The 17,424-nt window shown below is 66.2% G+C and carries 13 protein-coding genes; 6 read left to right on the top strand and 7 right to left on the bottom strand.

The window, feature by feature from the left end; genetic code table 11:
• Window positions 1–23 precede the first annotated feature (23 nt).
• The 3 genes from V6Z91_RS11535 (at window position 24) to V6Z91_RS11525 (ending at window position 4,849) form a co-directional block, all read left to right on the top strand.
• On the top strand, window positions 24–398 hold the full coding sequence (locus tag V6Z91_RS11535) for a hypothetical protein (RefSeq protein ID WP_338770497.1): 375 nt from the start codon (window positions 24–26) through the stop codon (window positions 396–398).
• A 130-nt stretch (window positions 399–528) separates the two neighbouring features.
• Window positions 529–3,939, top strand: a complete 3,411-nt coding sequence (locus V6Z91_RS11530) for an ATP-binding protein (RefSeq protein ID WP_338770496.1) — start codon at window positions 529–531, stop codon at window positions 3,937–3,939.
• Window positions 3,920–4,849, top strand: a complete 930-nt coding sequence (locus V6Z91_RS11525; protein WP_338770494.1) for a response regulator transcription factor — start codon at window positions 3,920–3,922, stop codon at window positions 4,847–4,849. The genes V6Z91_RS11530 and V6Z91_RS11525 overlap by 20 nt, the downstream gene beginning before the upstream one ends.
• 203 nt (window positions 4,850–5,052) lie before the next feature.
• Here V6Z91_RS11525 and urtE read toward each other — a convergent pair whose 3' ends face one another.
• The 7 genes from urtE to V6Z91_RS11490 all read right to left on the bottom strand — a co-directional run bounded on the left by urtE (window position 5,053) and on the right by V6Z91_RS11490 (window position 12,973).
• A complete protein-coding gene (urtE, locus tag V6Z91_RS11520; protein WP_338770492.1) occupies window positions 5,053–5,751 on the bottom strand; it encodes an urea ABC transporter ATP-binding subunit UrtE in 699 nt (232 codons plus the stop codon).
• Between the two features lie 8 nt (window positions 5,752–5,759).
• Complete coding sequence (gene urtD, locus V6Z91_RS11515; protein WP_338770490.1) at window positions 5,760–6,539, bottom strand: urea ABC transporter ATP-binding protein UrtD; 780 nt, start codon at window positions 6,537–6,539, stop codon at window positions 5,760–5,762.
• Window positions 6,536–7,666, bottom strand: coding sequence for an urea ABC transporter permease subunit UrtC (gene urtC / locus V6Z91_RS11510; RefSeq protein ID WP_338770488.1), 1,131 nt, complete (start codon window positions 7,664–7,666; stop codon window positions 6,536–6,538). The genes urtD and urtC overlap by 4 nt, the downstream gene beginning before the upstream one ends.
• Entirely contained in the window at window positions 7,663–9,273 is a 1,611-nt protein-coding gene (gene urtB, locus V6Z91_RS11505) for an urea ABC transporter permease subunit UrtB (protein WP_338770487.1), read from the bottom strand. The genes urtC and urtB overlap by 4 nt, the downstream gene beginning before the upstream one ends.
• A gap of 234 nt (window positions 9,274–9,507) precedes the next feature.
• Complete coding sequence (gene urtA / locus V6Z91_RS11500; protein WP_338770486.1) at window positions 9,508–10,755, bottom strand: urea ABC transporter substrate-binding protein; 1,248 nt, start codon at window positions 10,753–10,755, stop codon at window positions 9,508–9,510.
• Window positions 10,756–10,783: 28 nt separating this feature from the next.
• On the bottom strand, window positions 10,784–11,902 hold the full coding sequence (locus V6Z91_RS11495) for a porin (protein WP_338770485.1): 1,119 nt from the start codon (window positions 11,900–11,902) through the stop codon (window positions 10,784–10,786).
• A 120-nt stretch (window positions 11,903–12,022) separates the two neighbouring features.
• The gene (locus tag V6Z91_RS11490) at window positions 12,023–12,973 is read right to left on the bottom strand and encodes a MerR family transcriptional regulator (RefSeq protein ID WP_338770484.1); all 951 of its coding nucleotides are present in this window, start codon (window positions 12,971–12,973) and stop codon (window positions 12,023–12,025) included.
• Between the two features lie 129 nt (window positions 12,974–13,102).
• On the opposite strand from V6Z91_RS11490, the gene V6Z91_RS11485 reads away from it, so the two are divergent.
• From V6Z91_RS11485 to V6Z91_RS11475, 3 genes are all read left to right on the top strand, one after another.
• On the top strand, window positions 13,103–13,558 hold the full coding sequence (locus V6Z91_RS11485; RefSeq protein ID WP_338770483.1) for a fasciclin domain-containing protein: 456 nt from the start codon (window positions 13,103–13,105) through the stop codon (window positions 13,556–13,558).
• A 212-nt stretch (window positions 13,559–13,770) separates the two neighbouring features.
• Complete coding sequence (locus V6Z91_RS11480) at window positions 13,771–16,260, top strand: TonB-dependent receptor (RefSeq protein WP_338770482.1); 2,490 nt, start codon at window positions 13,771–13,773, stop codon at window positions 16,258–16,260.
• Window positions 16,261–16,264: 4 nt separating this feature from the next.
• Complete coding sequence (locus tag V6Z91_RS11475; RefSeq protein ID WP_338770481.1) at window positions 16,265–17,413, top strand: YdcF family protein; 1,149 nt, start codon at window positions 16,265–16,267, stop codon at window positions 17,411–17,413.
• Window positions 17,414–17,424: the final 11 nt, after the last annotated feature.

Raw genomic sequence — 17,424 nt, 5'->3', positions numbered from 1 at the left:
CCGCATTATTCAAGGAGAGAGCAATGAAGAAACTCGCAACGATGATGGCCCTGGGCCTGGCCCTGGCCGCCGGAGCACCGGCAATCGCCCATGAAAGCCCGGCCAGGCACGGCGGCATCGTCAAGAGCGCGGGCGACCTGTCGTTCGAACTGGTCAACAAGGAGGGCAGAACCACGCTCTACGTGGACGACCACGGCAAGGCGGTGGCGACGGCCGACGCCACCGGCACGCTGACGGTACTGAAGGGAACGCAAAAATCCGAGACGGCGCTGGCCCCCGGCGCGGACAATACGCTCGTGGCCAAAAATGCCGTCGCGCTCGAAGCGGGCAACAAGGTCGTGGCCCGCGTGACGCTGCCGGGCAAGCAGCCGGTCAGCGTGCGCTTCGCGGTCAAGTAAGCCCCGCGGCACCGCCACGGCTGGGCGGGCAGAGTTCTTGCATCTTAGATGGTCATGCATCTCCCCATGCGCACCACAACGGCGCGCATGCCTTGCTGTTGCCCCAGTTTGGGGCGCTCGAGCCGCCGCCATGACGATCGCCGCACCAAAAACTAGCCAAGAGACCGAACCGCCGCAGCGCATCATCAAGATCCGCCGCGACTACAACACGTGGGTGGCCAACGAAACGATCGAGGATTACGCGCTGCGCTACACGCCGCGCTCGTTTCGCAAGTGGTCGGTGTTCCGTGTGTCGAACACGGCGTTCGGTGCCATTTCATTCCTGGTGCTGGAAGCGATCGGCGGCACCATCGCCGTCAACTACGGTTTCGTCAATGCGTTCTGGGCCATCCTCACCGTCGGCCTGATCATCTTCCTGACCGGCCTGCCGATCAGCTATTACGCGGCCCGCCACGGCGTGGACATGGACCTGCTGACGCGCGGCGCCGGCTTCGGCTACATCGGGTCCACGATCTCGTCCTTCGTCTACGCCTCGTTCACGTTCATCCTGTTCGCGCTGGAAGCAGCCATCATGGCCTACGCGCTGGAGCTGTATTTCCACCTGCCGCTGTATCTGGGCTACCTGGTCAGCGCCCTGGTCGTGATCCCGCTCGTCACGCACGGGGTCACGCTGGTGAGCCGCATACAGATGATCAGCCAGCCGGTGTGGCTGGTGCTGCTGGCCCTCCCCTTCATCGCCATCCTCCACAAGCAGCCGGAACTGCTGGGCGAACTGGCGCATTTCGCCGGCCAGTCGCCCGCCAACGGTGGCTTCAACGTGCTGCTGTTCGGTGCCGCCACGGCCGTCGGCGTGGCGCTGATCACGCAGATCGGCGAGCAGGTCGACTTCCTGCGCTTCATGCCGGAACAGACGCGCGAAAACCGCCTGCGCTGGCACCTGGGCGTGCTGGTGGCGGGGCCGGGCTGGATCGTGCTCGGCATCCTGAAAATGCTGGGCGGCGCGCTGCTCGCGCTGCTGGCGATCAAGGGCGGCGCCACGCTGGCCGACGCCGTCAATCCAAACACGATGTACCTGGCCGGCTTTTCCGAAGTATTTACCGATGCCACGTGGGCGGTACTGGCCACCGCGCTGTTCGTCATCATCTCGCAGGTGAAGATCAACATGACGAACGCCTACGCGGGTTCGCTCGCATGGTCGAATTTCTTCGCGCGCCTCACGCACAGCCACCCGGGCCGCGTGGTGTGGGCCGTGTTCAATGCGCTGATCGCCGTGCTGCTGATGGAACTCGACGTATTCCAGGCGCTGGACCAGGTGCTGGGCCTGTACTCGAACATCGCGATCGCCTGGATCACGGCCGTGGTGGCGGACCTGGTGATCAACAAGCCGCTGGGCCTGTCGCCGCCGGGCATCGAGTTCCGCCGCGCCTACCTGTACGACATCAATCCGGTCGGCGTGGGCGCGATGCTGCTGGCCTCCGTGCTCTCCGTGGCCGCCTTCATGGGCCTGTTCGGCGCTCAGGCGCAAGCCTTTTCCGCGTTCATCGCGCTGGGCACGGCCCTGGTCACGTCGCCGTTGATCGCCAAGGCCACGCGCGGCCGGTACTACCTGTCGCGCCCGGCGAACGGCTGGGGCCATGCGCACACCAAGGTCTGCTGCATCTGCGAGAAGGAATACGAAACGGAAGACATGGCGCACTGCCCGGCCTACCAGGGGCCGATCTGCTCGCTGTGCTGCTGCCTGGATGCCCGCTGCGACGATGCATGCAAGCCGCACGCGCGCTTCGCCCACCAGTGGGAGGGCGCCATGAAGAAGCTGCTGCCGGCCTCGATGTGGCCCTACATGACGAGCGGCCTGGGCCACTACCTGATGCTGATGGTGGTGACGGTGCTCTTCCTCGGCGCCCTGCTCGGCCTGTTGTACGTGCACGAGCAGGACGCGCTGGGCGCGGCCGGCGCGGCGCTGCTGCCCGCGCTGCGGCTCGCCTACCTGAAGATCTTCGCGGCGCTGCTGCTGGTCAGCGGCATCGTGGCATGGTGGCTCGTGCTCACCGCGGCAAGCCGGCGCGTGGCGCAGGAGGAATCAAACCGGCAAACGAGCCTGTTGCAGCGCGAGATCGAGCTGCACGGCCGCACGGACGCCGCGCTGCAACAGGCGAAAAAACAGGCCGACGCGGCGAACCAGGCCAAGAGCCGCTACATCGCCGGCATCAGCCACGAGATCCGCACGCCGCTCAACAGCATCCTCGGCTACGCGCAACTGCTCGACAACGACCCCGCGATTCCCGCGCACCGGCAGCAGGCGATCCGCGTGATCCGCGGCAGCGGCGAGCACCTGCTGTCGCTGATCGAGGGCACGCTGGACATCGCCCGCATCGAGGGCGGAAAGTTCAGCTTCGATATCCGCGCACTGGATTTCCACGATTTCATCGGCCAGCTGGTGCGCATGTTCGAGCAGCAGGCCAGCGCCAAGGGACTCGCGTTCCGCTACGAGCCGGCCGGCGAACTGCCCCAGGTCGTGCGCGCCGACCGCAAGCGGCTGGGGCAGATCCTGATGAATATCCTCGGCAATGCCGTGAAATTCACGCAGCGCGGCAGCGTGACGTTCCGCGTGCGCTACGCGCGCGATCTCGTCACCTTCGACGTCGCCGACACCGGCGCCGGCATCCTGCCCGAGGAGGCGGAGCACATCTTCGAGCCGTTCTCGCGCGGCAGCGCCGCCAATGGGCCGGGTGCCGCACCCGGCACGGGCCTCGGCCTGCCGATCAGCAAGATGCTGACGCAGCTGATGGGCGGCGAACTGACGCTCGACAGCACGCCGGGCGCGGGCAGCACCTTCCGCATCCTGCTGCGGCTGCCCCGCGTGCATGGCGCGACGCCGGCCACGGCACGCGGCCCGGCCCCCATCGGCTATGCCGGTGCGCGCCGCAAGATCCTCGTGGTCGACAACGAGCGCGTGGACCGCGAATTGCTGGTCAATATCCTGGCGCCGCTCGACTTCGAGACGGCGCAGGCGCAGTCCGGCCAGGAATGCCTGGAACACTACCGGGATTTCGCGCCGGACCTGATCCTGATGGATCTTGCCATGCCCGGCATCGACGGCTGGGAAGCGAGCCGCATCATCCGCGTCGAACACGGTGCGCCGGTGCCGATCCTGATCGTCTCGGCCAATGCCTACGACAAGGCGCTGGAGAACCCGGCCGGAATCGCCGCGGAGGATTTCATCGTCAAGCCCGTCAACGTGGCGGAACTGCTGGACCGGATCGGCAAGCGTCTGCGGCTCGAGTGGTTCACGCATCAGCCGGCAGCGGCCGCGCCGGCCCCGCTGCGGCTGCCGCCTGCCCTTCACCTCGACGCGTTGCGCGCACAGATTGCTTCAGGCTATGTGCGCGGCATCCGCGCGCAGCTGGACACCGTTGCCGCGCTCGGCCCCGAATACCAAGCCTTCGTCGACGCGATGCGCGGCCATGCCGCCCGCTTCGACCTGGAGGCGATGTCACGATTCCTGGAACAGGGAGATCATCATGTCCAACAACCCACTTGACCGCCGTGCCAGTCACATCGTGCTGATCGTCGACGACGTGCCGGAAAACCTCGCCGTGCTGCACGACGCGCTCGATGAAGCCGGCTTCACCGTCCTCGTCGCCAACAACGGCCCCGCCGCGCTGGAGCGCGCGCAGCAGCTGGTGCCGGACATTATCCTGCTCGACGCCATGATGCCCGGCATGGATGGCTTCGAAGTATGCCGCCGCCTGCGCGCCAACCTGGTCACGCGCGCGATCCCGATCGTGTTCATGACCGGGCTCACCGAGCCGGAACACGTGGTGGCGGCCTTCGATGCGGGCGGTACCGATTACGTGACGAAGCCCGTGCGGCAGAGCGAAGTCCTGGCGCGCATCGGCGCCCACCTGCAAACGGCGCGGCTGATGAACCAGGCGCGCAGCGCGCTCGACGCGTTCGGCAACGCCATGCTGGCCGTCACGCCGCACAATGGCCGCATCGTGTGGCAGACGCCGCTGGCGCGGCAATGGATGCAGCAGTACTTCGATTCCAGCGATACCACGCCGGAAGCGCTCGAAGCCTGGCTGGCCGGCGACAAGGCCTTGCCGCTGACGATCATCCGCGGCGCTTCGCGGCTCGTGTTCACCGTGGCGGACATGGGCGGCGAACAGTGGATGATCGTGCTGCGCGAGGAATCCGATACCGCCCGCGTGCAGGCGCTGATGGCCCTGCTGAAGCTCACGCAGCGCGAATCCGAGGTGCTGCACTGGGTGATGATGGGGAAGACGAACCGGGACATCGGCGATATCCTCGGCACCAGCCCGCGCACCGTCAACAAGCACCTGGAGCATGTGTTTCACAAGCTGGGGGTGGAGACGCGGACGGCGGCCGCGGCGCTGGCCTTGAATCGGATGCGGGCCAGTGCGCCGGCGGCGACCGCCGAAGCCGTGTAAGTTCCTGGTGTCGTAGACTATTTTTCGCAGAAAAATAGTCTACGACACCGGTTTTCCTTCCCGGAGTCGCGGTACCTCCGATCTGGTTACCGGCTGCTGCTACATCGCCGACGTCGGCAGGGAAAACCGGTGTCGGACACCGTAAGACGGTGTCCGACACCAGTGCGCATGCGCAGCGGACGCGGTTTGAGATCACATGCCGCTCACACCGCCAGATGCCTCCGCACGTGCTCCCCACCCATCTGCTGCGCATCCCCGCTGGCCACCACCTCCCCGCGCGACATCACGACAAACCTGTCCGCCAGCTCGTGCGCGAAATCGAAATACTGCTCGCACAGCAAAATGCCCATATCTCCGCGCTCGCGCAGCAGCCGGATCACCCGCCCGATATCCTTGATGATCGACGGCTGGATGCCCTCGGTCGGTTCGTCGAGGATGATGAGCCCCGGCTTTTGCAGCATCGCGCGGGCAATGGCCAACTGCTGTTGCTGCCCGCCGGACAGGTCGCCGCCGCGCCGGTGCTTCATCTCCTTCAGCACGGGGAACAGTTCATAGACTTCGCCGCTGATGGTGGAAGCCTCGCGTGACGATAATGTCGCCATCCCCATCAGCAGGTTTTCCTCCACGGTCAGCCGGGCGAAGATCTCCCGCCCCTGGGGCACGTAGGCGATGCCGGCCTTGGCCCGCTGGTGGGGTTTCAGGCGGGTGATGTCGCGCCCGTTCCACGACACCTTGCCGCGCGCGACGGGCAGCACGCCCATCAGGCATTTCAGCAGCGTGGTCTTGCCCACGCCATTACGGCCCAGCAGCGCCATGCACTGGCCCTTTTCCACCGTCAGCGATACGCCGCGCAGCGTGTGCGACGAGCCGTAGTACTGGTTCACGTGTTCGACTTGCAGCATATGCTTTCCTATCGTCCGAGGTAGACGTCGATCACCCGCTCATCGGCCTGCACCTGGTCCATGCGGCCCTCGGCCAGCACGGAACCCTCGTGCAGCACCGTCACCTTGCCGCCCTGCGCGATCTCGGTGACGAACCCCATGTCGTGCTCGACGACCATGATCGAGTGCTTGCCGCGCAATTCGTTCAGCAGCTCCGCCGTACGCGCCGTTTCGGCGTCGGACATGCCGGCCACCGGTTCGTCCAGCAGGATCAATTGCGGTTCCTGCATCAGCAGCATGCCGATTTCCAGCCACTGCTTCTGGCCGTGCGAGAGCAGGCCGGCGAGCCGGTCCTCCTGGCCGTTCAGGCGGATCAGGCGAAGGATGGCGGCGATCTTGTCTTCCTGCTCGGAGGTGAGGCGGGCGAACAGCGTGGGCCGCACGCGCTTGTCCATCTTCATCGCCAGTTCCAGGTTCTCGAACACCGTGTGCTGTTCGAACACCGTGGGGCGCTGGAACTTGCGGCCGATGCCGGCGTGGGCGATCTCGTATTCCGTCATCGTTGCCAGGTCGTAGGTCTGGCCGAAGAACGCCGTGCCGGACGTGGGCCGCGTCTTCCCCGTGATCACGTCCATCATCGTCGTCTTGCCGGCGCCGTTCGGGCCGATGATGCAGCGCAGCTCGCCCACCGAGATGTCGAGATTGAGCTTGTTGATGGCCCTGAAGCCATCGAACGTGACGGTGATATCGTTCAGGTACAGGATGGCACCATGCGTGGTGTCCAGCCCTTCCCTTTTCATCGCGCTCATGCAGCCTCCTTGGCACGGTTTTCAGCCGGTGCGCCGGCACGCGCCTTGCGCCGGATGAACTTCACGTTGTCCAGCAGCCCCACGATCCCCTTGCGCATGAACAGCGTGACGACGATGAACAGCAAGCCGAGGGCGAACAGCCACAGGTCGGGGAACGTGGCGGTGAACCAGCTCTTCAGGCCGTTGACCGTAAAGGCGCCGACGATCGGGCCGATCAAGGTGCCGCGGCCGCCGATGGCCACCCACACGACCATCTCGATGGAATTTGCGGCCGACATTTCGGACGGATTGATGATGCCCACCTGCGGTACGTACAGCGCGCCGGCGATCCCGCACAGCACGGCGGAAAGGGTCCACACGAACAGCTTGAACCACAGCGGATCGTAGCCGATGAACATGAGCCGCGATTCCGCATCGCGCACGCCCTGCAATACCCGGCCCAGGCGCGACGTGACGATCCACCGGCACAGCAGCAGCGCGCCCACGAGGAAGGCCAGCGTGACGATGTACAGCGTGGCGCGGGTGCCCGGCGCGGTGATGTCGAAGCCGAGGATGCGCTTGAAGTCCGTAAAGCCGTTGTTGCCGCCGAACCCCGTGTCGTTGCGGAAGAACAGCAGCATGGCTGCGTACGTCAGCGCCTGCGTGATGATCGAGAAGTACACGCCCTTGATGCGCGAGCGGAAGGCGAAATAGCCGAACACGAAGGCCAGCAGACCCGGCACCGCCACCACCAGCAGCATGCAGTACCAGAAGTTGTCCGTCATGGCCCAGTACCATGGGTACTCCTTCCAGTCGAGGAAGACCATGAAGTCCGGCAGGTGGCTCTGGTACACGCCGTCGCGGCCGATGGCCCGCATCAGGTACATGCCGTGCGCATAGCCGCCCAGCGCGAAGAACAGGCCGTGGCCCAGCGACAGGATGCCCGTGTAGCCCCATACGAGATCCAGCGCCAGCGCGGCCAGTGCGAAGCACATGAACTTGGCCACCAGGCCCATTGCATAGCCGGATATGTGCAGCGCATGGCCCGCGGGGAACGCCAGGTTCAGCAGCGGCAGCAAGGCCGCCGCCACGGTGACTACGGCCAGCGCGGTCCAGGCGCGCTTCGAAAACAACGAGGTGCGCTTCATTCGACGCTCCTTCCCTTCAGCGCGAACAGGCCCTGCGGCCGGCGCTGGATGAAGATGATGATGAAGACGAGGATGGCGATCTTGCCCAGCACGGCACCCGCCACGGGTTCCAGGAACTTGTTGACTTCGCCCAGTCCCAGTGCGCCGATCACGGTGCCGGCCAGTTGGCCCACGCCACCCAGCACCACGACCATGAACGAATCGACGATGTAAGCCTGGCCGAGATCGGGTCCCACATTGCCGATCTGCGACAGCGCCACGCCGCCCAGGCCGGCGATGCCGGAACCGAGGCCGAAGGTCATCATGTCGATGCGGCCGGTGGGCACTCCCACGCAATCGGCCATGCGGCGGTTCTGCATCACGGCGCGCACGAACAGGCCGAGGCGCGTCTTGTTCAGGATCAGCCAGACGGCGGCAACCACGAGGGCGGCGAAGACGATGATGGCGATGCGGCTGTACGGCAGCACGAGCGAGCCGAGCACGGTCACGCCGCCGGCCATCCAGGAAGGATTGGCCACTTCCACATTCTGCGCGCCGAACACGGTGCGCACGGCCTGCATCAGGATCAGGCTGATGCCCCAGGTGGCCAGCAGCGTTTCCAGCGGGCGGCCATAGAGCCAGCGGATCACGGTGCGCTCCAGCAGCACGCCGACCGCGAAGGCAACGATGAAGGCGGCCGGCAGCGCGGCGACGAGGTACCAGTCGAGCGCACCGGGGAACCAGGCCCGGAACAGGCCCTGCACCAGGTAAGTGGTGTAGGCGCCGATCATCAGCAGCTCGCCGTGCGCCATGTTGATGATGCCCATCAGGCCGAACGTGATGGCCAGGCCCAGCGCCGCGAGCAGCAGCACGCTGCCCAGCGACAGGCCGTAGAACAGGTTGCCCACGAATTCGGCGCGGGCCACGCGGCCGTCGATGGCGTTCAATGTGTTGGCCACGGCCAGGCGCAGGTCGCCATCCGGTTCCACATGGCTGCCGTCGGCGTTCTTTTCCAGCATCGCCTGCAATTGCGGGCGCAGCGAGGCGCCGCCCGTCTTGGCCAGCGCGAGCACGGCGGCCTTGCGCGTTGCCACATCCGTCGATTGCAGGTCGGCCACCGCCTTGGCCGCTTGCAGCGTGGCCTTGATGGCCGCATCCGTCTCGGCAGCCAGCGCCTTTTCGATCAGCGGCAGCTGCGCGGGCTCCACGCCGCTGGCTTGCAATGCCTCGGCTGCCGCGCGCCGTTGTGCGACATCCGGCGACAGCAGCGCCATGCCGGACAGGGCGCCGTCGACGGCGCCGCGCAGGCGGTTGTTGACGACCACGCCGTCGATCCCTTCCGGCATCGGGCCAGTGGCGCCCGTGGCCGGGTTCCACGCGCTGTCGTCGGTGATGACCAGCACGTCGCCTTCCGGCGTGGCGTACAGGCTGTCGTCCTTCAGCGCCTGCAAGACCTTGCGCGCGTCGTCGTTGGCCAGCGCGGCGATGCGGGCGACGGCCGCAATGCGGGCGTCGGAGTCGTCGCCGGCCAGGGGTTGAAGGAGGGTGGGGTCGATGGCTGCGTGGGCAGAAAAACTCATGAAGCAAAGGCTCATGACCAGCAGCAGGTGTCGTAGGGAATGCGCCATATCGGGTTCCTTGATGGTGCGGAGCGGAGCACGGGGGGCCGAGCAGGGGTTTCGAGGAGCACTGCTCCTTGCCTGCGAGGCGGTGCCGGCATGCTTGCCGGCACTCCTTGCAGGGGTTTCGAGGAGCACGCTCCTTGCCTGCGAGGCGGTGCCGGCATGCTTGCCGGCACTCCTTCAGTCCCCTCCGCCGCGTGCAGGCTCCGCATCCATGATGTTCGGCTTGTGCTCGGGCCTTTACAGCTTCTGCTTGCCCTCATTCCCCGGAATGAACGGGCTCCAGGGCTGCGCCCGCACCGGCTCCTTCGTCTTCCACACCACCGAGAACTGCCCGTCGGCCTTGATCTCGCCGATCATCACCGGCTTGTGCAGGTGGTGGTTGGTCATGTCCATGGTCAGCGTGTAGCCGGAAGGCGCCTTGAACGTCTGGCCGGCCATGGCGGCGATCACCTTGTCGGTGTCGGTCGATTTCGCCTTTTCGACGGCCTGCGCCCACATGTGGATGCCCACATAGGTCGCTTCCATCGGGTCGTTCGTCACGGCGGTGGCGGCGTTCGGCAGCTTCTTGGCGGCCGCGTAGGCCTTCCACTTCTTCACGAATGCGGCGTTGGTCGGGTTCTTCACGGATTCGAAATAGTTCCAGGCTGCGAGGTGGCCCAGCAACGGCTTGGTATCGACGCCGCGCAGCTCCTCCTCGCCCACGGAGAACGCCACCACCGGCACATCGGTTGCCTTCAGGCCGGCGTTGCCCAGTTCCTTGTAGAACGGCACGTTGGAGTCGCCATTGATGGTCGACACCACGGCCGTCTTGCCGCCGGCCGCGAACTTCTTGATGTTGGCGACGATGGTCTGGTAATCCGCGTGGCCGAACGGCGTGTAGACTTCCTGGATGTCGCTGTCCTTCACGCCCTTCGATTTCAGGAAGGCGCGCAGGATCTTGTTGGTGGTGCGCGGATACACGTAGTCGGTGCCCAGCAGCACGAAGCGCTTGGCGCCGCCGCCGTCCTTGCTCATCAGGTATTCGACGGCGGGAATGGCTTGCTGGTTCGGCGCCGCGCCCGTGTAGAAAACGTTCTTCTCGAGCTCTTCACCTTCATACTGCACGGGGTAGAACAGCAGGCTGTTGGTTTCCTTGAACACCGGCAGCACGGACTTGCGCGAGACGGAGGTCCAGCAGCCGAACACCGCGGCCACCTTGTCCTTCGACACCAGCTGGCGCGCCTTCTCGGCGAACAGCGGCCAGTTCGACGCCGGGTCGACCACGACGGCTTCGAGCTTCTTGCCCATCACGCCGCCCTTGGCGTTGATCTCCTCGATCGTCATCAGGGCGACGTCCTTCAGCGAGGTTTCCGAGATCGCCATCGTGCCGGACAGCGAGTGCAGGATGCCGACCTTGATCGTGTCGGCGGCGTGGGCCGGCAGGCCGGCGGCGCACAGGGCGGCAGCAGCGGCGATGGCGGTGACGAAATGGCGGCGGGTTTGCATGGTGGTCCTCTTCATCGGTGAAAGTTGATCAGTACTGGAGCTGGAGGGCGACGACGAACCGCGACTGGTCCGACGCGCCGGTAACCCTGGTGCGCGAATACGTGGCGCCCAGCTGGGCGTTGTAGCCGTCGATGATCCAGTTCACGCCCACGTCTTCCTGGCGGGTGTCGATGCCCGTGTCGGCCTCGAATTTCTGGTAGCGCACATAGGGTTGCAGGCTGCCGCGGGTGATCGGGAAGATGTAGCCGCCGCCGGCCGACCAGGCCTTGCCCTGCTCGGCGAGGATGACGTCGTCCGTGTCGTAGTCGTAGTAGGCCGCTTCGACCGAGACGGCGCCAGCGGTACCCAGGCGCTTCCCCAGCAGGAAGTCGACATTCCAGGATGCGTAGTCGCCGATACCGCCCATGGTCAGCACGCCATCCTTCTGCTGGCGGCCCGCCAGGCCGATGGCAAGAATGTCCTTGCTGCCCAGGTAGCTGCCGGTACCGTAGTAGCCCGGCTCCGCTTCCCAGAAGTCGTATTGCAGGCGGCCCGCGTACATCAATTTGTCGGAAGCCCTGATGCCGGCCGCCTTGGCCTGGTCATCCGTCAGCGAGCCGATGCCGAAGGTGTGGCCCTCGAAGGCGCCGAACGAGTAGCCGAGCTTGCCGCCGGCGACATTGCCCCAGGCGACGACGCCGTCATCTCGGCCGCGGAAGATGCCGCCGTTGTAGCCGTAGCGCGAGGCGACGCCGGCCCAGTAGCCGCCGCCCAGCGAGTAATACGGCCCGGCCATGTTGGCGCGGTCGCTGGGCGACAGCAGCCGGCCCGCCCAGATGTTCAGTTCCGGCGAAATGGCGAATTGCGCCGCCGCGTCGAGCACGCGGATGCGGTCGCCGTCCCACTCCGTGTTGAACATGCCCTTGATGTTCTTGCCCAGCGATGCGCCCAGGAAGATCCGGGCGCTGTCCAGGTCGAAGTCGTTGCTGTGCGAGCCGTCCGGCGCGCCGTGCTCGATGTTCGAATAACTGCCGCGCATGCCGAAGCCGACGCTGACGGACTTGTCCTCGCCGAACGGTATCGTGGCGCCGGCCATGGCGCCGGAGGCAGCCAACGAGGCGGCCAGCGACGTGGCGGCCAGCAGCACTCCCCTGCGGAACGACTTCATTCGCATCCCTTTCGTGTTGTGATGTTGTAGGCACATCATCACCAACCGGGACGCGGATGGACATACGTAAGGTGACGTAGTGGCGCGCAGTGGACACGCGCCCGGGATCAGGAAGAAGCGTCAGTTCGGCGCCGGCGGCAGCGGCAGCCCCTCGGCCAGCACCAGCCTTTCCATTGCCGTTTCCAGCACGCTGCGCGCAAGGCCGGCCGCATGGCCCAGGTCGAGGTGCAGTTGCGCGTCCGCTTCATTGCGCGAGGCGCACTGCGCGCTGTAGCGCTCGAAGCTGCCCACCATCAGCAACAGGTCGGACAGGTGGCGCGGGCATTCGCAGGCCAGCCGGTTGCCGGCCGCCGTGATCGTGGCGAGCGCCGTTTCGTCGAAGCGGATCGCCGGCACCGCGGCCGCCGACCGATCGGACGGCGGCAACTGCCGCCCCGCCAGCGCGGCGCGGCACAGCTGCGCCAGCTCGCCCATCTCGGATGGCATGCGCGCCACCATGCAATCCTGCGCCCGCAGGGCGCGGATCGTGGCGCTGGCGCAGAAGCGGTAGAGCACCACGACCGCCGCGGCGCCGGCCGCCTCGCGCGCCGCCGCCACCAGCGGCACCATCGATTCGTCGGGCTCGGGCAATTCCAGCAGCAGCACATCCAGGGGTGGGCCTTGCAGGGCCGCCATGTCACCGTCCAGGCGCGAGGCGGTACGCTGCACGTCCAACCCGAGCCCGGCCGCGGCGGCCACGCGCCGCGCCAGCGTCTCGCCCACCAGCGCCACGCGCAGCGCCGCGATGTGCAGCGGCGGCGCACTACCGCCGACGCCGGCCAGTTCTTCCAGGCGCTCGAGCGGCAGCGCAGCCAGCGTGCCGATCGGGTGGCCGTTGTCCACCAGCTGTTTCAGGAGGCCGAGGCGGCGCACCTGCTCGGCCGTGTACAGGCGCTGCCCATGCTCCGAGCGCTGCGTGTCGGACACGCCGTAACGCCGTTCCCACACCCGCAGCGTTTCCACGCTCAAGCCCGCGAGACGAGCGGCCACGCCGCTGCGGTAAACCGGTTGCCGCTGTGCTGTGTTAGTCATGTTGAACCGATCTTGAACTGTTAATGATGCCATCATACTGCGACAACTCCTGGACATTCAATTGTGTGACGCATAAATTGGCCATGTACCGGTTCAATCACTGTTCGACCACACACTGAGGAGATGAAAATGAAGAAGTTCTTGTGCGCAGCGGCCCTTGGCCTGACCCTGGGTGCTGCCCAGGCCGCCGACATCGTCGATACCGCCAAGTCGGCCGGCACCTTCAACACGCTGGTCACGGCCGTGCAGGCGGCTGGCCTGACCGACACGCTGAAGGGCCCGGGCCCGTTCACCGTGTTCGCGCCGACCGACGCGGCGTTTGCCAAGGTGCCCAAGGATAAGCTCGACGCGCTGCTGAAGGACAAGGCCGCGCTGACGAAAGTGCTGACCTACCACGTGGTGCCGGGCAAGGTGATGGCGGCCGACGTAAAGCCGGGCGCCGTGAAGACCGTGGAAGGCGCCAGCCTCATGCTCGCGGCCAAGGGCGGCAAGGTGACGGTCGACAAGGCCAATGTCGTGAAGACCGATATCGCCGCCGACAATGGCGTGATCCACGTGATCGACAGCGTGGTGATGCCGAAGTAAGCCTTACCGGTCCTGATCGTTCCACCTCCGGCGGCGCGTCGCCCATGGCGTGCCCCGGCTTGTGCCCACGCCTAGGGAAGCGCTGATTTAGCTTCCCTAGCGTGGGCTTTTTTCGTGGCAGCTCCTTTTTGGCAAGTCATCCATACTGCTGTCATAAATGGCTTCTATGCTCTCCGGATTGAATTTCTTTCAACGTCGATCCGGAGTAAAACTTGATCAAGAAGAGAACCACACTGGCCGTTGGCTGTGCACTGGCCGCGCTCGCCGCGCCCGCCATCGCCCAGGTCGCAACAGAGGAAGCCGGGCAGCCGAACCAGACTGCCCAAGCCACCGATTCGCAGGTGGTGGTCGTGACCGGTTCGGCCCGGCCGCAGCGTCGCTTCGATGTTTCCTATGCCGTCAACGCGCTGTCGCAAGACGAGGTGCGCAAGCTCGCCCCGCTGAACATGGCGGATCTGCTGGGCAAGCTGCCGGGCATCCAGGTGGAAGCCACCGGCGGCGAGGTGCAGAACGTGACCCGCGTGCGCGGCATTCCCACGGACGACGGCTATGCCCTGTTCCAGCAGGACGGCTTGCCGCTCATGACGGAGATTAATGGCTTCTTCTTCCGCGGCGACAGCATGCACCGCTACGACCTGATGACGAAGACGATCGAGGTCGTGCGCGGCGGCCCGGCGCCGATCTATGCGAGCCAGGCCGCGGCCATCGTCAACAGCACCACGGTCACGGGCACGGAAACCACCCGCGGCAAGGCCCAGGTGACCGTCGGCACCACTGGATTGAAGCGCATCGACGCCTACCAGGCCGGCAAGATCGACGACCGCACCTTCTATGCGATCGGCGGTTTCGTGCGCGAGGACGACGGCCACCGCGACAATGGCTTCCCGAACGACCGCGGCGGCCAGCTGCGCGCCAACATCAAGCGCGTGACCGACACCGGCACGTGGAAGCTGAGCGCCAACTTCCTCAACGACCACAATGTGTTCTACCTGCCGATTCCGGTAGCCGACCCGCGCAACCCGAGCGTGTCGCTCGATCCCTATATCGACTATTTCAAGGGCACGATGAATTCGCCTGCCCTGCGCAACGTGCCGATCCGGTACCTGGACGGGGCGAATACGCTGCAGACGGAGCGGCGCGACCTGGCCAATGGTCGCCACCTGCGCTTTGGCAATATCGGCCTGCAATACGACGGCGAGCTGGGGCCGTGGCAACTGTCGGCCAAGGCCGGCTTCACGAAAGGCAAGCTCGATTTCGACGCGTTCTACTCCACCTCGAATCCAGCCGATGCGGCGACGTTCGCCAACGGTTTCCTGGCCAGCGCCAGGACCGCGTTCGGCGCGGTCGACCGCCTGGGCTATGCCCTTGCGGGTAACGGCCTGGCCTACGATCCCGCTTCCGCCTCCGGCCTCGTCATGCAGGGGCAGTACCGCGCCCTCACCTCCGACTTCCGCTCGGCCCAGGCGGACGTCAACGTCACGCGCAACTTCCAGACGGGCCTCGGCAACCATGACGTCAAGCTGGGGGTCTATGCCAGCAACTATGGCGCCACCACCCGTTCGGTCTACAACGACATGCTGATCGAGGTGCGCGGCCAGCCGCGCACCCTCGACCTGCTCGCCTACTCCGCCGGCGGCGCGGTATTGGGATCGGTCACGGACAACGGCGTGCTGCGCTACACGACCACCCTGAACGGTGGCGACGTCGATGCACGCATGGCCGCGCTGTACCTGAACGACACCTGGGAGATCTCCGACCGGCTGCGCCTCGACGCCGGCGTGCGCACGGAACGCTACAAGTACGACGGCTACGCCATGCTGACGAAAGCCGCCAACCTGGGCGACGCGGCCACGCTGGCCGACAACACCACGCGGGCCTTCACGGGCGAGCGCCAAAGCCACGTCTACAAGCCGCACACGACCAACTGGACGGTGGGCGCCAACTACGACTTTTCCACGCGCTTCGGCGGCTACGCCAGGGCATCTCACCTGGAAGTGCCGCCGACGATGCAGGTGGCCTCCTCGGTCGACCCGCTGGTGCTCACCACGAAGGCGAACCAGTACGAGGCGGGATTCAAGACCACGTTCGGCCGATCGTACCTGTACATCACGGCGTTCTATACGGAATTCGATCCGCTGAACACCTCGTTCGTGGCGTTCAACCCGGTCACCGGCCGCAACGACCAGACCGTGCCCTTCTTCGGCAAGGCCGTGATCCGCGGCGCCGAGGCCGACGGCGCCTGGTACCTGACCGATCGCCTCGTCGTCAATGCCTCGCTGACCATCCAGGACCCGAAGTACCGCGATTTCGTCAGCGCCACCGGCGCCGACCCGTCGCGGGTAGTCGGCAACCGTATCGTGCGCGAGCCGAAGGTGTTCGGCAATATACGCCCGAGCTACAGCTTCACGGTGGGCGACAACAAGGTCGACGTGTCGGCGGGCTATGCCTACATGGGCAAGCGCTTCGTCGACCTGTTCAATGCAACGGCGCTGCCCTCCTACCACAGCGTGGGCGCGGGCATCACCGTCACCCGCGGCGAGTGGCAGTTCCAGCTGACCGGCGACAACCTCACGAATGCGAAGGGCCTCACGGAAGGCAACCCGCGTACCGACACGCTGGCAGGCCAGGGCAGCAGCGAGGCGATCTACGGCCGGCCGGTGTTCGGGCGCAGCGCCCGCCTCGTCGTCAGCAAACAATGGTGAAAACATGATCAAGCAAAGCATCTTCGCGCTGGCGCTGGCCATCGCGCTGCAGTCCCACGCCGCCCCGGTGAAGGACCAGTACTGGGGCCTGATGGCGAACCAGCTGTTCCCGGCGGTCGCCGGCATCAAGGGCCGGCCCACGCAACAACTCTCCGCCGTGCTCGATGGCCGCAGGAAGCGCTTCGACGCCTGCCAGGGCGCCTCGAAATGCCTGTTCCTCGCAGCGACCTGGACCGACGAGGAAATGGACGCGGTGGCGCGTGCGATCCCGGCGCTGCCGACGGTGGCGCCGAACGGCCCGCCCATCGCCGACGATGGCGTGAAGGCCCAAGTGGTGCGCGAGCTGCGCGGCCTGAACGCGATCTTGCAGACGTATGGCTTCGGCACCGAGCCGCGCTACCCGATGATCGACGGCCCGGTCGAGAAGACGGGCAGCGCCGACTTCAAGGCGCTGGTGGCGGACGCCATCTGGCTGGCCGAGGCGGGGCGCAACGATCCGGCCCTGAGCCTGGACCCCAGCATCGCGCTGGCGGTGGCCCTCATCGATGTCAACGAGCGGCGCGACGCGGTGGCGTTCGAGCCCCTGGACAAGGCCCACAATGCCGAGGCCCTGGCGCGCGCACGCGGCATCGATTGGAAGCGCTACCGCTACACGGCCATCATCATTCCGGGTGTGGGGCCGGAAAACCCGGCCATCGCCCTGAGCGCGCGCGGCAAGCTGCACCTGCGCCTGGCCGCCAGCCGCTTCGCCGACGGCGACGCTGCCTTCATCATCGTCAGCGGCGCGGCGGTGCATCCGAAGGAGTCGCGTTTCGTGGAAGCGGTGGAAATGCGCAAAGTGCTGATCGAGCGCTACGGCGTGCCGGCGGACCGCATCGTCATCGAACCCTATGCGCGCCATACGACCACCAACCTGCGCAATGCCACACGGCGCCTGGTTGCCATGGGCGCGCCGCTGGACAAGCCCACGCTGATCGTGGCCAATGCCAGCCAGAGTGCCTATATCGAAAGTCCCGAGTTCGCGGCGCGCAACCCGGCCGAGCTGGGCTACCAGCCCGGCACGGTGGGGCGGCGCCACTCGCCCTACGAGCTGGAATTCACTCCGTCGATCCGGTCGCTGCGCGTCGATCCCTGGGATCCGCTCGATCCATGACCAAAGGTGCC

It is taken from the genome of Massilia sp. METH4 (assembly GCF_037094685.1).
Lineage (GTDB): Bacteria > Pseudomonadota > Gammaproteobacteria > Burkholderiales > Burkholderiaceae_D > Rugamonas.
Note: the sequence above shows the minus strand (reverse complement) of the source record. Positions and strands in the feature narration are given on the sequence as shown.